This window comes from Flavonifractor sp. An100, assembly GCF_002161175.1.
Classification (GTDB): domain Bacteria; phylum Bacillota; class Clostridia; order Oscillospirales; family Oscillospiraceae; genus Lawsonibacter.
Genome location: NZ_NFMA01000037.1, coordinates 1 through 14,366, shown reverse-complemented (window position 1 = coordinate 14,366; position 14,366 = coordinate 1). Strand labels below are relative to the sequence as shown.

Genomic DNA, 14,366 nt, shown 5'->3' with positions numbered 1-14,366 from the left:
GAATCCATTTTAGTGGCCATCCTGTCAATGCACCATGTCTGCGGTGACCATGCACCATTTCAGCGGTCTGGCTGCACCATTCGTGCGGTCTAAGGGCACCGTTTCAGGCGGCGTATTCAAACGAGATACAGACATTGGGTTTCCGCACATTTCGAACGCTTTCCGCCCGCCGCCGGCGCAGATCCTCGCCGTTGAACTGGCATTCGTCGGCGAGGACATAGGCCACCATTTCCTGCTCTACCGCCTGCCAAAAGGCTGTGATGCTGCGGCTCCCATCTTCCGTATACCGCCGTTCCAAGGTTGCCTTTTTCTCCGGCGACAGGTAGAGAGGAAATTTCTCTTTTTTGCTCATCATGATCTCATTTCTGGGGTCTGACCCCTATTTTTTTCTTGTGGGAGTAAGCGTTGGGGGATAACGACCGCAGAACGCTATTTGCTCTCTGATTTTGACCCCATTTCCAACGCCCACGGAAACTCTTGAAACTGCCCGCACTGCGGGCAGTTGTGACCGGCAAAAGGCGTCGCGGACGACGCCTTGCCTTTATCCTGCTTTTTCTTTCGTCCTCAGAGACATTTCCGAAAGCGGCCCAAATCCGTCCTAAAAGCCCCTGGTGGAGCAGGGACTACGCCCTGCCCCGAAGGAGGGCACACAGCCCCTCACAGCGGGACACACGGGGCGTTCTCCGCGTTCCATCCCAAGCGTTTCTGCGTCTGATCCCATTTCTGCTGTTCCTCCAGTCGAAGCATCTGCTGCTGGTAGCAATGATCCATCGCCATTTGAATTGGCAGAATGGTGTACTGGTTGTTGCCGTTCCACTTCATGCCGTGGTCATCAATATAGTTGGTGTTCTCAACAGCGATAAGCCGCTGATCCTCCAGCTTTGTGATGTGCTTCATTACCGTGACCGCTGAGAGATGTACTGCCGCGGCAATCGTGCGGCAACTGGGATGGCACTGATGAGTTCTGCGATTTTCGCAGTAGAGCAGGTAGGCGTAGACCGTGATCGCTCCGTGACCGATGTTCAAGAAAAACAACTCATTGGGCAGAGAGAAAAAGTTCTTGCCGTTGCTTTTAAGTATCGGAACCATGTGCTGATCCAGCAGACCGCGACGGTTGAGTTCGGCAATCTGCTTCACAGCCATGTCTTTGCTCATGTGCAGTTGGGATGCGATTTCATCCGCACTGGGTGAGGCATTTTTGTTGCAATGGACATGCAGATAGCAGAGATAGGCGAGGATGGCAAATCCTTGGGGCTTCAGTTCCCATTTCCAGACATCATTCGGAATTGGGAAGCGGCGTCGCTTCGGATCAGGCTGATTGAAAAAGAAACTCATTTGTGCACACCTCCCTCTGTGTTCTCCATCACCCATTGAATGAACTGTTCCTTGGGTACCACTATGCGGCTGCCCACACGCAGCACCGGAAAGCCTGGTTGGTGCATCAGTTCATACCCGCTGGACGACGATACGCCCAGTACCTTTGCCACCAATTCCGAATTGAGAAACAGCGGCAGTTCGTCGTAGCTTTTGTAGACAGATTCTTTCATGTTGACCATCTCCTTCTCAAAACTCTCTCTACTTCTTTAGCCGAGGACATTTTCATGTGACATAGATTTGACATAATGTTTGGATGGTGCCCGAGTTACCTCTCTACTTGTATTGGGGAAATCATATCCTATTGACATACATTTGACAGAAAAACGGAGCGTCTGCTTTGTCGCAGGCGCTCCGTTTAAGGTTTCGGTAATTCACTTTTATCTTTGCTTTGGCAGTCGTTATGCTATTTCTGCCTTATTTCGCTGCTCCAGAAACTGGGCAAAGTAAGAGAAGAACTCCTTTATGACACGCAGCCCCCATCAATCCCACCAGAAATACCAGACCGTGGACTGCCGCAGCACATCGGCCAGAGCGCCCACGGTGGCTTCCTCCGGACCCTGGTCGATCACATCGGGGCAGAAACTGTACTGCTCCACTGCTGCATCCATGGCCTTCTCCTGGGAAACGGGAGTCGGGAGCAGGAACTCCAGTTCATCGTGGGTCATAACTGCGGGCACCGCGCCATATTGCTCAAACCAGTATTTCGCCACTGCCATCAGCGACTGCGTGTCAGGACATTCATTCCAGCCGCCAAAGGGCAGATAGGCAAAGACCTCCCAAGGATTCTGCGCTGGGATTTTAGCCAGAATGAGAGGACAAGTCATTTTGCTATCGGAATTCCAGTAACTTGAAAAACGACGGTTATCATATCCGCCCACCATCTCGCCCAGGATATCCTCATTCCAGTCCATATCGTCATCCTCGGCTTCCTCCTTGCGCTGCCCAATCATTTCCTCCAGAACCGCCTTTCCGTCCTTGAGAAGAGCGGTAAGCATCTTTTTGCGGTATTCCGCTACCTTGTCGGGGTCAAAGACATAATCATCCTCGCCCTCGCTGTCCGGGTCGGAATTCATAATCAGGCATTCCCACAAGATTTCGTCATCCGCCTTAATCAGAACCGGCACAAAGCCCTCTTTGACACTTTCTCGTTTGGCATAGTTATATGCCGACATGATGGGATCATCGTCCGCCATTGCGGGGAAATAGGTACATTCACAGTTCAGATATTCCATCATGGCCTTCGCAAGATCCGAAGGCTCCAGAGTGGCCTCATCGAAATCTTGTCCCTGCCAGTTGGTAAAGCGCTTTTCAATCACTTTTGCCATAGCCTGATAATACTCCTCATCAAAAGGAATGAACAGATAGGCTTCCTCCTGGAACTTGTCGGAGTAATATTGCTCCGAGCCGAAATATGCCAAGGCATAGTTGTCAATGTCGCTGGGGAAGTAAGGACTATCCGCCTCCCCATAGTAGTATCCGGCAAAGGCTGCGCCTTCCTTATTAAACAGCGCACCAAAGAGCTGCCCGTTCAGCTGGTCCCGGATAAAGCCACGCAGATCGGCGCGGCTCAAATCCGCCATAAACGGCTGCACCTGCTCCCAGTACCGCTCCATAAATTCCACGCTCATCAGGTCATGCTCCATGCACCAGCGCAGATAGATCGCCATGTGGTTGTAGGCATTGATCTCATCCACCGGCAGTCCCTTTTCCTGAATGGATTCCAGGTGCCAGTCGGCATCGTCCATATCACCAGTGAAGTTCTCATCCGCCAGAGTACCTCTGGTAATGGCATTCTGACGGGTGGGATTGACCACAAAACTGATGCCTGCCATCTTTTCCAGCAGAGCGTCCGCCTCATGCTCCAGTTTATAATTCAATTCGTTCCGATAGAGAGGAATTACCTGATAGAAGTTGACCTCCTCGCCGCTGGGCAAAGTGCAGACCTCTCCTCCGTTCCAGACAACATCCTGCGGGCCCACCAGAAGTGCGGCGCAGAGCGTCGTGTTCTCCGCAAACGGCGACTGCTTGTCCATCGTGTGGCCAAATCCCAGCCAGGTATCGCCGGAAATGGGCAAGCGGGCCAGCACCTTCAAGAGGCCAATGGGCCAGTACCACCGCTCATCCTTCAGGGATTCCTTATCCAACTTCCAGTCCGGCGGCAGAGCGATGGCCAACTCCGCCCGCTCCAGCTTGTATTCCGCCAGTTCCTCCGGTACATTCATCCGGTGGGCCCCCATGCCCATCGTCACCAGCGTGTAGTAGTCCCGCGCCTCAGAGGGCGGAACAACGCAGATGTCTACATGAATGTCGGGGGAAACCAGCTCATGGAACACATTATCAAACTCGCCAAAGGTGTTTTTGATGTGCTCCTCGATTGCAGACATCTCATCCTCTGTATAAACCTCCGGTCCCCTGCTATCCGTCGAGGACCAGATGGCATCTGCCTTTGTGCCGTCTGAATTTAGGAAAATCTGAAAATACTGATCGTCTCCCGGCTGTTGATAGACAAGGCCGATGCGGCGGGTCTGGTCCACAAGCACTGCTATCAGCATGCCCTCTGGTTCCCCTTCGGGAGTGTGGGTCAGCCAATCCCCGCTGTCCAGCCGTTCCTTGAGCTGCCGCAGCCAGTCCGTTCCCATCTTGGAAAGTCCGGCTTCGTTCATACGGAACGAGAGTTCCACAAGATGTTCCTTCACCGGGTATCGAAATTCACAGCAGGGGGCGTTTTTCTCATAGCCATACCGTTCCGGGCAGAACAGCTCATAAAATTCGGCAAGTCCCGCTTCATCTACTCGAATACAGGCCAGGGCGCGCTGTTTATCATCCACATCCTCACCCAGCCCCTGCTGGAGCATTTGATCGGCGTTGGGGTCGATCCAATGGTACTCCATCTGTTCCAGGGTGGCCCCGGCCTTGATCTCCTCCCGCAGGGTCAAGAACTCATAATCGCCCGGCTCCAGTTTTAATCCCTGCTCGACGGCAACCAGCGCGCCGGCTTGATCGCCAAAATTCGCCCGCAACTTGCCCACCTGCAGCCAGATCCAGGGGTAGTCCGGTTCCTCCTGAGCTCCCCGCTCCGCATATTCCAGTGCTTCTTCCAGCCTGCCGCAGTACATCAGCGCCACGGAATAGCGGTAGTACCAGGTAGCGCAGCCTGCGGCGTTCTTCTCTGAATCCTTCATCCATTCCACCGCGCGGTAGTAGTGGATATAGTCATCCAGATTGTTGCAGGCGAAGGAATACCAGAGGGCGATCTGCAAATCCTGATGGGCCTGTTTTTCGGTGAATCTTCCTTCTTCTACGCCGCTTTTGATAAAATCCTCCAGCCAGCGGAGCATTTTCCCAAAGTAGCCGGAAACTCCTTCATCAAAGGATTCCAGCGTTTCAATATCTTCTGCCGAGAGCAGGGAGCCAGTTTCCTCATGAATATCAGGCTCTATTTCCTCCTCATCCAGCAGCGGCACACCGCCCACATCCCGCCGGAATGCGTGGAAGTGAGCATAGGGCAGGCCGCTCTCTTCAAAAAATGCCTGCGCCGCTGTCAGTACAGCGGGCAGATCCCAGGCAATGAAATCCAGGTACCCGTAATACAAGCCAGTGGCCCCGCCCAGGAAGGTCACGGCTTCCGCTCCCGCCTCCCGCAGGATGGCATCCCGCAGGTTATCCCGGAAGTCCAGAATGGCGTTGCTCCGCTCATCACCAGTAAAACCTTCTAATGGGTAGCAGAGGAACCCCACCGCAATGCCGTCCTTGTGGTATTCGTCCACCGCATCACTGCGGGCAGTCATGTAGTCGTTGATGATTACCGGGAGACGACAGGTACCGGTATAGACATCCAGCCGCCAGTCGGCCTCCGGGTCCTCTACCGGTTCCAATTCATAGGCAAGGTAGCTGTTTTCCAGGTAGTCACTGCCGTCCCGCCAGAGGGAGAGGCCCATGCTTTGCAGCAGTTCCGGCAGCTGGGAAAGGAGCATAGCCGGTTCCTCTTTCGGCTGAGCATAAACATCAAACCCGGCAACAAAGGCGATAGCGGAAACTTCTCCAATGGTTTGGTCCACCAGCATAGAGAGCGCCCACCAGACCTTGTCTGTGTCCTCTTTTAAGATTGGCGTCAGTTTTTCACAGCAAAGGACCAGACTTACCTGATGATCTTCTGTTTCCTCTGCCCACATCTGCACATCTTCAGCCCGAACTTCGATCTCTCCAGCCCGCAGTTCGAACCCCTCACAGGGCTGGCGTCCCACCCAGATATTCCAATGCTCAAGCACCGATTCCGGGGCCTGCTTCTGGAAGTACACCAACGGGAACAGGCGGGAGCGAAACCCTTCTGGACTGAGGATCAATTCATACTTTTCGCCATTGAAACCCAGCTCAAAGGAAGTATCACGCAGGGCCGTCTTGAGCGCGTTCCCACATTTTTCAACCAGTTCTTCGCCCCGTTGGCGGGTTTTGTCGGTATCCATGATTTGACGCAGCAACCCCTCAATCTGAGAAAAGGCCGCCCATGTTTCCTGCGTCCTTTCCCGGAAGTTCTTTTCAAACCTGGGTAGGGACAAACGACGGCGGCAATCGTCTATGTACTCCTGGGTATCTTTGTCTCCGGGGCGGGCTTTCAGGGCCTTTTCAAAGTAACGCAGGGCGGGGCCTTCCTCATCCAGACAGTAATAGGCCAAAGCGATTCGATAATTCCAGCAGTGATCGCCCGCAAAATACTCCTCATGGGGAGCCAGAAGTTCCAGCGCCTTTTCAAAAGGCTCCCGTTCTCCTATTTCTGCAACGGCAATATATGCCTTGGCCAATTCACTGTCCAGTTCCGGGGTGCGCTCCCCTGCGGGAATCGCTTCCAGGGTGTCGATTACCTTCTGCGCTTCATCCTGTTCAAACCATTGCTGGCATTGTTCCAATAATTCCATATCCGTACCTCCTTATTTCGGCTCTCTATATGGTTGTTGTTTTACCGCAAATTATCATTCAAATATCCCAGTCTATGAAATCTTCACGGTTCAATACAAAGTGCTGATACAGGCACTTCAAATTTTCCTGTTCATCCCGTGAGAGCTTCGCCCCGTTTTCATACCGCAAGGTGTCGGCATACAGGATAAAACCATCCACTTTTCCTGATGAAGCCCGAAACTCACCGTTTCCAATCATGGCTACATTGCCACATACAAATGTAACCGAAGAAGAAGTGGTGTGGATTTTCGTAATTGCTTCGATCATCTGATACTATCACCTCTCATCTTCGGAGGATACCATTCTCCACCCGGATGTCTGCACCCGGATAACAGGACGGAAAAAGTCGTAGTCATTGTGAATCTCGTTATCCTCCCGAACCTCCGGTTTACAGTGAGGGGAACAGGGTAAATATCCAAGCAAAGGACCCATGCCACCGCAGATATTGCAGCCGCCGTCGCCGCCGCAGGTGGTCAATGTTTTCCCCTCTACCAGCTCCCGCTGATAGGGGTCGTAGGCAATAGACAGGCCAAAGAAGTTGGGCTGCTCCATGTCGTATGGCTTGCCCTGATCTTCCTCGCTTTCAAAGTGGTGCAGATGCATGGAGTAGTCCAGTCCATCCCCCCAGGGAAACAGGGTGCGGCATCCGCCCCCGCACAGATAGGCCCACTCATCCGGCGTGGGAAGGCTGGCTGCCAACTCCCATAACAGGGACCGCTGAAACTCCGGGTAGGTCATTGGATGGCACAGCGACGCCTGCCAGCTATCCCCATTGCGTTCAAAGCGGACAGTTTCGTGTATCTCAAAACTCTGGCTGCTCTGGCCCGCCCACTTCTGCAAGTTTTCCAGCCAGCCGGGGTGGGCGGTGATGCGTGGATCGTTCATGGGTACGCTTTCCCAGCCGATCTCCTCCAGTTTTCTGCCTACGAACATGGGGCCGATGGTCACCCGGCGTACTGGGGTCATGCCCTGCCGGAGAAATTCCTCCACAGAGCCCTCATATTCGATTTCCGCAAAAATATCCGCCAGTTCCTCTTGGTTGGCCTTGTCCATCCCGTGTACAAAGCCCTCCCAGCCAAGCGTTACGGTATCGCCCGGGACAAAGACAAACTCCCGTCCGCCTTTTTCAAACAGGCCGGTGGTGCAGCTTTGTCCCCAGCGGGAAAAGGCGTATAGTTCCTTGAATGTCAAATGATAACGAGCCGCCAGCGTCTGCATCAGCCAGAGCTTATCGGACAGTTTCAAGGTGTCAAATTGTGGACGAAATAGTTTTTCGTTCATAGCAACGCACCTCACAGCAAGTCTGCCTTGATACCGCACCGTTCCAGAACCGGCAGCACCTGTTCCGGCTTGGAGGACATGAGGGTAATCTGTTTGAGATTGGGGAACTGGCGCAGTTCTGCCTCGGTAATGGTGTTGAGATCAAAGGCTCCATCCTCGCCATCCCAGAACGGACAGAGCTGGGTATAAATCTCGCTGCCGCCATCCATCTCGATCTCTGTCACCTCCAGGGCCAGCCGCTCCGGGACAGGGTATTTCTCCAGCCACTTCCGAATCTCTGGGATGGATTCATACCCTTCCGCATCAATGTCGATCTTGCGTCGGCTATACTCTCTGGCAAACTCATGGGCATCCAGTTTAGGAGCCAATAAGCCTTTCTCGTACATCAGGACTTCCATGACCGCCAGTTTGAAGTTGAAGGTATCAAAGTGCAGCACCGGTTCCGTCGGCTTGGATAACTTGTATTTCTGCGCTTTTGCTGTCTTTTTCTCTGGCTCTTTCCAGCTGATCTGCACCATGGCGGAGAGGGCCTCCAGTTTTGCTTTCTGCGCGGACTGCTCCTCTGGAACAGGACCCGGCAAGCGGGTATAAACAGTAAAGCCGCCTAATTTGAGGGTATGGGCAAATCCGGCGAAATCCTTCCAGCTGGCCTCCCGGTAGTCCTTGGACCCGATCCAAACCGCTCCGTCAAATGTCTGCCGGACCGCATACTCTCCCTGCGCCGCTACCCGGACACCAAGGGTTTTGATGGTCTGCTCATCTTCATCCAACCAGCCCTGGAGTCCAAGCTCGTCCCACAGAGCAAGGGCCTGAGTATAGGGATTCTCCCGGCCCGTCATGGGACTTTTCCGTGTTCCATTTTGCAGGACAATGCGGGCAGGCCCCAGCTTTTCCGCCAGCTGGGACAGGGTAAACGGCGGCGTAAATACCGACCCCAGAATGGTCAGGCTATCTTTTTTGAGAACGATTCTTCGCTCCGTGGCCTTGGGCGGCAGAAAGATGGGCAGGTTCGGGTACACTTCTTTGTACTCTCGCCATTCCAGCTTTTGGGGCTTGTTTGCCGTCCGCAGGAAGCCCCAGAAGTCGATGGGATAACGGAACACCGGCCCCACCATATCCCGCCGGGTGACGATGACCACCGTGCCATCGGTGAGTATTCCGATGTGCTGCATTTTCTCCCCGCCGAACATTCCCGAACGGATACGCAGCACTTCACGGGTGTTCATGTTGATGAGCTGGGCAAAGTCATCGGAGAGGATTTCGCCGTTTCCCTGCACCAGCAGCCAGTCCCCGGTAAACCAGCGAAGTTTCAGCCCCTCGCCCATTCCAGGCAGGGGGGCGATGCGGCACCGCCCGGTATCCATGTCCAGTTCCAGCAGGCATTCTTCCATTCGCCCCTTGCCGCTGACTGCGTGGATCATGGTAATGCGGCCTGTGCCGGGAACGGGAACGGCCTCGGAGAGATGGTCGTATCCATTCAGAGAGAAGGTGTGTTTTGTTACCTTGCCGTTTTCCCAGCGGTAAATCTGCCCCTTGTACCACTCGTTGGAAAAGTAGACCCGGCCCAGACCGTCTGTCGTAATGCCGCAATGGTATTTGGTGCTCCATCCATCTTCCGGCAGAGTCCAGTTTTTCACATCCTGGCAGGTGCCCCGGTCTGTCAGTTCAATCCGTGTAGCGTTGGTGGGATCACCCACCCAGAGGGAATGGTCAGCCCAGCACAGGGTCTGGGGTGGACCGTCATATCCAATGGGGGACGGTTCGGCCCAGTTGAGCGTGGCTGGATTCTTGCTCAGTAATGCCCGACCAATAGTCCCGCTGCCAGCGGCCCTCGATGCAGCATATAGTTCATGTTCCAGGGAATAGGTAAGGCACCCAAGGTGCGGCAAGCTGTGGGAGCGGATTACTTGCGGCGGACGGTGGCGCAGATCGGCCACACAGCCGCTTTTCCATTCTTCTTCATCCTGGTTTTTCCATTTGCCCGCCGCAAAATCACCCGCCAGAGAATTGAAGAAATAATCGTACTCATCCTGAAGTATGTATTCCTCGCAGGGCATCAGCTTCCCAGGGTCCTGCTCCTTGGCATGGTCGCCCCATTTTCGTCCTTGCTGTTTCATCAGGTGACAATATTGCCCCTGCTTTTTGCAGTAGCGTTCCCATTCGCTGCGTTCTTCCTCTGGGATCAAGGCAAACAGATACTCGTCCTCATCGTCCAGGTTATACAACGCCCAGCCGAAGGCAGAGAGTTCCTGCCCCAAGGCCGCCGCTCCTTTTTCATGGGGCAATTTCATATATTGGATGCCGATGGCGTCAAAGCGTTCATCCAGCAGCGCCGGGACCTGTGCGCCCCATTTTCTCCGAAGTTCCGCCAGAGTGTCCTGTACGGCTCCATCAAACTTCAGAATGTCCAGCGCATCATCTATAATTTGTTTGAACTCTGCCATAGGTAGTTTCTCCTTTTCCCAATTCCCACATCATAGCGACAGCCATGTGGTCAAAGCACTGAAAAATTACCAGTCCCGTTCCCGGATGGCCTCCTCAATATCAATCGGGATACCGAACCACTCCAGAATGTAGGCAACGGTGTCTCCAATACAATCCCGGGCCACCGTTTCAATCTCACTGTCGTTTTCATAAAATTCATCCTGAAGATCATTGATGCCGCAGACCGCCTTATCCAGCGTGTTCTGTATCACTTCAATGTCGGTTTCGCCGCCCTCCAGCAGGTCGATGACCTTCTGGAGCTCATCCTTGACCTTATCTACCAGAAAAGCAGGATAATAATCATCCTGATACATCTCGTCCAGTAATTTATAATTGGGATCAAAGGTTTTCATTTTGTTTCCTCCTATCGAAAAATTTCCTGATACCGCTCTCTCAGTTCCTCCGGAGCTGCTTCCACTACTTTCTGACCACCCTTGGCGCTGGCTTTGCCCCAGATCACATAGCAGACCGTTTCCCATGCGTATTGCAGCACTTCTTCCGGGCTGGCTTCTGTTTCCTCGGCGGGTTCCTCGTCCTCGTCATCATCGTCATCCTCGTCGGAGGAAAAACCGCTGGGAACGATCTCGGACAGATGGATTTTTGCCTCCAGCAGAGCGTCCAGGCTTTCTGCATTTGCCATCCACGCGGTATAGTCCTTGGAATACTTCATGTTCTGCATGGACAGCACCCCACGGACAAATACAGGGACGGTATCGGCGGTAAATCCGAACTGTTTCACATACTCCCGGAGGAATTTTTCCTGTAAGTGGGAGTGCTCATCATCACAGAGATCGAGATAATCCCATACCAGCTGCCGCCACTCTTGCCCCAGCATTCCCAGAGCGAACACGGCAAAACTTCCGGGGAGCGCGCACTGCTCATCGCTGAGATTGGTGTACTGCTCATATTGCCGCATGGCAAGCCGGGCGTACCGTTCCATCAGGGGGTGGAGGCCGGGGTACTGCACGGCACAGGCAAAGAGCTGGTTTATTCCCTTTTGGGGCAGTCCTGTGATGGGAAGATAACTCTTTTCCGGCCCTTTGAACTCCACCGCATAGCTGCGGGGAAAATCCTCCTGCGAAAGAACCTCACACAGATAGTCCAGCACTTCATGGCAGCATTCCTCCGTATTGTCCCTGGCAGTAATACGGATCACGGCAAAGGCATCGTTGGCCGATGCGGTGAAGTGCTCTGTTTTCCTCTTTTGCAGAGAGAGCGGCAGCCTGCCGGTCCCGTGTTCCCGGAGCTTTTTCACCATATCAGGACGGACTTTCTCCACCAATCCAAAGAGGTAATTGGCGTCCAGATACTGAAAGTCCAAGCCATACACTTTATAGCTCACCGCCACATAGCAGGCGAAACGCAGCAGCGGCTCCGGGACCTGCTCTGCACGGATGCCTGGTTTCAAGGAATACTCCCGATCCCAGAAGTGGTCATCTTCATTGCCTGTCACGACAAAATACTTCTCCTGCAGCTCCCGTTTCAGCATATCAAGTAAATGGTGGTCAATTTCACCCCACCGGCTCTGGCGGCGCAGGTTTTCGCTGAAGGCGATGGCCTTTTCCGCATCAAGGGTCTCAGCCCGCTGCGCTTCGGTCCATGTCCGAAGCAGTTGCCACACCTCAAAGGGCGCGCCTTCGCTGTTGACCACTACCGGCGGCCAGAGGGAATCAAGCCGCGTGATTCTCCCGTCAATGGCATCCTGGATGCACTGGTCAAAAAGCGGTTGCAGTTCCTCCTGTACCTCTGGCTTCATCCAGTAACAGCGCCCGTCCGCACTATTTCGTTTTGGTAAACTCATATCAGGCCACCTCTTTCCGAACAATAAAAAATGCCCCGCGACACCCTGTCATTTGGACAGGCTGACGCAGGGCGCGAAAAGGCCGCACAGAACCAAGACCTGTATCCCAAGGCTCTGTGTCTGACGATATTCTGCTGTCTTTCCCGTCCGCTTGGACATGGGTACTCATCTCTATCCATTTGCTTTCACCTACCGCACATCCTCTTTTACCCGCTCCATCTCGTCCACCAGAGCCCTGACCTGGAAGTCCACCATGTCCTCCGCCACCTCTGGGAATAGAAATGGCATGGTGTCTGGAATTGCTTTGTGTACCATCATCATGCTGAGGGCCAGATTGCCAAACAGACGGGGATCAATACTGTCCACAGGGAGGCCAAAGATGGAAAGCAGCTTCCCATAAAAAATAATCTGATCCCGCCGGAACGCCTGAAAATTCTCCTCGGAAAGGCAGTGGCGTACTTGCTGCTCCTCCTCAATAGACAAAACGGCAACTCCGCTTTTGCCCCCGTAGCAACAGTTTTTCAGGAAGGTCTCCACTCCCGCCCGCCAACTGAGTCCGGGGTCTTCCATCAAGGACCGGGCATACTGTAGTAACTTGGGTTGCTGGTACCGCAAGGCATGGAGTACCAACTCCTCCTTGGATGAGAAGAAACTGTAGAAGAAGGTCTTGGAGATCCCCACTTTTCTGCACAGAACATCAATACTGCTGTGAATCAATCCCCGGTCGGCGATACACCGGATCATGGTGACCATCAGGGCTTCCTTTACCTGCGCCCTCTCCTCATCAGAATACGCCTTTCTTGCCACAAGCCGTCACCGCCCTATATAAAGTATAAAATCAGAAAATAGTCTTTATTTGTATTATAGCGAAACTTAAATGAAATGCAAGACTGTTCACAAAAATAAGTCCCCCGGTGCAACACACCGGAGGCATAGTAGGATGCGTTTGAGATGCCGGAGTAATCTTTGTTAACAGCGTACTAAAATCATCCTGAGAGATGTGGTTACAAACTACCTCACAATGGTTACTCTGACCACATGTTCAGCCACAGTGCCGATCGGAGCACACGGAAGCACTGTACTCAAAGAGTGCCCAAGAGTAAGTGAGATGGAGAAAAAAGTGATATAAAACATTAGAAATGATACAAAAAAGATAGTTCTACCTCTTTGTATGTGCCATAGTATTCTTCAGCACTATTACAAAGCAACTCACAGAGCGTCACGATATTGACACTAATTATTCGGGAACCCGGCTTTCTATCGTCGCCGCACGATTTTCTTTCGCTAAAAATTTGAAACTGGCTTGCTTTATACGAATCGATTTTTACAAGTTCAAAGTATTCCAAAGTATCAATGTTCGAAGATCCTTGATGAAGAAACGAACATCGCAACTTGTAAATATCGTTTTGACTACTATTACGGAGACGAAAGCGGCCAGTTTTCCTTCTACCGCATCCCCCGTCAGTTGATTACCGGGGCACGTTTCAAGAGGTTGTCCACGGACGCCAAACTGCTGTACGGCCTTCTGCTGGACCGCATGGGGCTGTCTGCCAAGAACGGCTGGTATGATGAACAAGGCCGGGTTTATATCTACTACCCTCTGGAAGAGATCCAGCAGGATATGAACTGCGGCCACGACAAGGCCACAAAGTTGCTGGTGGAACTGAACAGCGGCAAAGGTTTCGGCCTAATCGAGCGCATCCGGCAGGGCCAGGGCCGCCCCACCAAGATTTACGTCAAGCGGTTTACCACCCGTGAAATACCGCCCAGGCCCGCCCTGCCACAGGCTCCCCCTCCCAGCAGTCAAGAGTGCGGGAAAGTCGCAGCCCAGACTGCGGAAAAACCGCAGTCTGGATTGCGGAATATCCGCAGACAAGAGTGCGGAAAACCCGCAGCAAGTTATATTGAATCTAATCAGACTGATTTTATCTATACTGATCCATCTATCTATCCCGCACAGCCTCCGCCGGATATGGGATGGATAGATCGAAACGATTGCCGGAGAGAGGTAGAAGAGCAGATAGAGGCTCAAGCTCTCAGACGGCAGTTTGGGTACGACGATGTGGAGAGCGTGGTGGAACTGATGACCGATACCCTATGCAGCACCCGCCCCACGCTCCGCATCGGTGGAGAAGAAATCCCTGCCGAGCAGGTGAAAGGCCGGTTTTTGTCTCTGGACTACGGCCATTTGGAGTATGTATTTGACTGCCTGCGGAGGAACACCACGCAAATCCGAAATATCCGCGCCTATCTGCTGACCGCCCTGTATAACGCTCCTGTCACCATGAGCCCCTACTACCAGGCGGCTGTCCAGCATGATTTTGGCCCATAACAGCGGTTGAAATGCGTCTCCATTTGAGACGCGTTTTTCGACAAAATATCTTGAACAGGAGGATTTTATCATGCCCGACAAGAAACAAAACCCGCTGATCGGCGCGTTCCGCGACGCCGCCCCCAGCCCCCCGCCAGA

The 14,366-nt window shown here is 53.2% G+C and carries 11 protein-coding genes; 1 reads left to right on the top strand and 10 read right to left on the bottom strand.

The genetic code is table 11. The features are described from left to right. Positions 1-103: 103 nt before the first annotated feature. From B5E43_RS14275 to B5E43_RS14230, 10 genes are all read right to left on the bottom strand, one after another. Complete coding sequence (locus B5E43_RS14275) at positions 104-355, bottom strand: hypothetical protein (protein WP_242964850.1); 252 nt, start codon at positions 353-355, stop codon at positions 104-106. A gap of 302 nt (positions 356-657) precedes the next feature. Next, positions 658-1,335, bottom strand: a complete 678-nt coding sequence (locus B5E43_RS14270) for a helix-turn-helix domain-containing protein (RefSeq protein ID WP_158099070.1) — start codon at positions 1,333-1,335, stop codon at positions 658-660. Beyond that, entirely contained in the window at positions 1,332-1,547 is a 216-nt protein-coding gene (locus B5E43_RS14265; RefSeq protein ID WP_087397790.1) for a helix-turn-helix domain-containing protein, read from the bottom strand. The genes B5E43_RS14270 and B5E43_RS14265 overlap by 4 nt, the downstream gene beginning before the upstream one ends. A gap of 309 nt (positions 1,548-1,856) precedes the next feature. Continuing rightward, complete coding sequence (locus B5E43_RS14260; protein WP_087397788.1) at positions 1,857-6,290, bottom strand: suppressor of fused domain protein; 4,434 nt, start codon at positions 6,288-6,290, stop codon at positions 1,857-1,859. 58 nt (positions 6,291-6,348) lie between these two features. Further along, positions 6,349-6,597, bottom strand: coding sequence for a hypothetical protein (locus B5E43_RS14255; protein WP_087380136.1), 249 nt, complete (start codon positions 6,595-6,597; stop codon positions 6,349-6,351). A gap of 9 nt (positions 6,598-6,606) precedes the next feature. Next, positions 6,607-7,611: a hypothetical protein gene (locus B5E43_RS14250; protein WP_087397786.1), complete on the bottom strand. Its 1,005-nt coding sequence runs from the start codon at positions 7,609-7,611 to the stop codon at positions 6,607-6,609. An 11-nt stretch (positions 7,612-7,622) separates the two neighbouring features. Continuing rightward, positions 7,623-10,055: a hypothetical protein gene (locus B5E43_RS14245; protein ID WP_087397784.1), complete on the bottom strand. Its 2,433-nt coding sequence runs from the start codon at positions 10,053-10,055 to the stop codon at positions 7,623-7,625. A 66-nt stretch (positions 10,056-10,121) separates the two neighbouring features. Then, positions 10,122-10,448 (bottom strand): DUF5713 family protein, encoded by a 327-nt coding sequence (locus tag B5E43_RS14240; RefSeq protein WP_087397782.1) that lies wholly within the window; start codon positions 10,446-10,448, stop codon positions 10,122-10,124. Positions 10,449-10,459: 11 nt separating this feature from the next. Beyond that, the gene (locus tag B5E43_RS14235; protein WP_087397798.1) at positions 10,460-11,851 is read right to left on the bottom strand and encodes a DUF6138 family protein; all 1,392 of its coding nucleotides are present in this window, start codon (positions 11,849-11,851) and stop codon (positions 10,460-10,462) included. Between the two features lie 234 nt (positions 11,852-12,085). Further along, positions 12,086-12,703: a TetR/AcrR family transcriptional regulator gene (locus B5E43_RS14230; protein WP_087397780.1), complete on the bottom strand. Its 618-nt coding sequence runs from the start codon at positions 12,701-12,703 to the stop codon at positions 12,086-12,088. A 556-nt stretch (positions 12,704-13,259) separates the two neighbouring features. On the opposite strand from B5E43_RS14230, the gene B5E43_RS14225 reads away from it, so the two are divergent. Continuing rightward, on the top strand, positions 13,260-14,228 hold the full coding sequence (locus tag B5E43_RS14225) for a DUF6017 domain-containing protein (RefSeq protein WP_343214337.1): 969 nt from the start codon (positions 13,260-13,262) through the stop codon (positions 14,226-14,228). Positions 14,229-14,366 lie beyond the last annotated feature (138 nt).

Excerpts from the sequence above, each read along its gene's own strand:
- B5E43_RS14275 (WP_242964850.1), bottom strand. The coding sequence starts at position 355 with ATGATGAGCAAAAAAGAGAAATTTCCTCTCTACCTGTCGCCGGAGAAA.
- B5E43_RS14270 (WP_158099070.1), bottom strand. The coding sequence starts at position 1,335 with ATGAGTTTCTTTTTCAATCAGCCTGATCCGAAGCGACGCCGCTTCCCA.
- B5E43_RS14265 (WP_087397790.1), bottom strand. The coding sequence starts at position 1,547 with ATGAAAGAATCTGTCTACAAAAGCTACGACGAACTGCCGCTGTTTCTC.
- B5E43_RS14260 (WP_087397788.1), bottom strand. The coding sequence starts at position 6,290 with ATGGAATTATTGGAACAATGCCAGCAATGGTTTGAACAGGATGAAGCG.
- B5E43_RS14255 (WP_087380136.1), bottom strand. The coding sequence starts at position 6,597 with ATGATCGAAGCAATTACGAAAATCCACACCACTTCTTCTTCGGTTACA.
- B5E43_RS14250 (WP_087397786.1), bottom strand. The coding sequence starts at position 7,611 with ATGAACGAAAAACTATTTCGTCCACAATTTGACACCTTGAAACTGTCC.
- B5E43_RS14245 (WP_087397784.1), bottom strand. The coding sequence starts at position 10,055 with ATGGCAGAGTTCAAACAAATTATAGATGATGCGCTGGACATTCTGAAG.
- B5E43_RS14240 (WP_087397782.1), bottom strand. The coding sequence starts at position 10,448 with ATGAAAACCTTTGATCCCAATTATAAATTACTGGACGAGATGTATCAG.
- B5E43_RS14235 (WP_087397798.1), bottom strand. The coding sequence starts at position 11,851 with ATGAAGCCAGAGGTACAGGAGGAACTGCAACCGCTTTTTGACCAGTGC.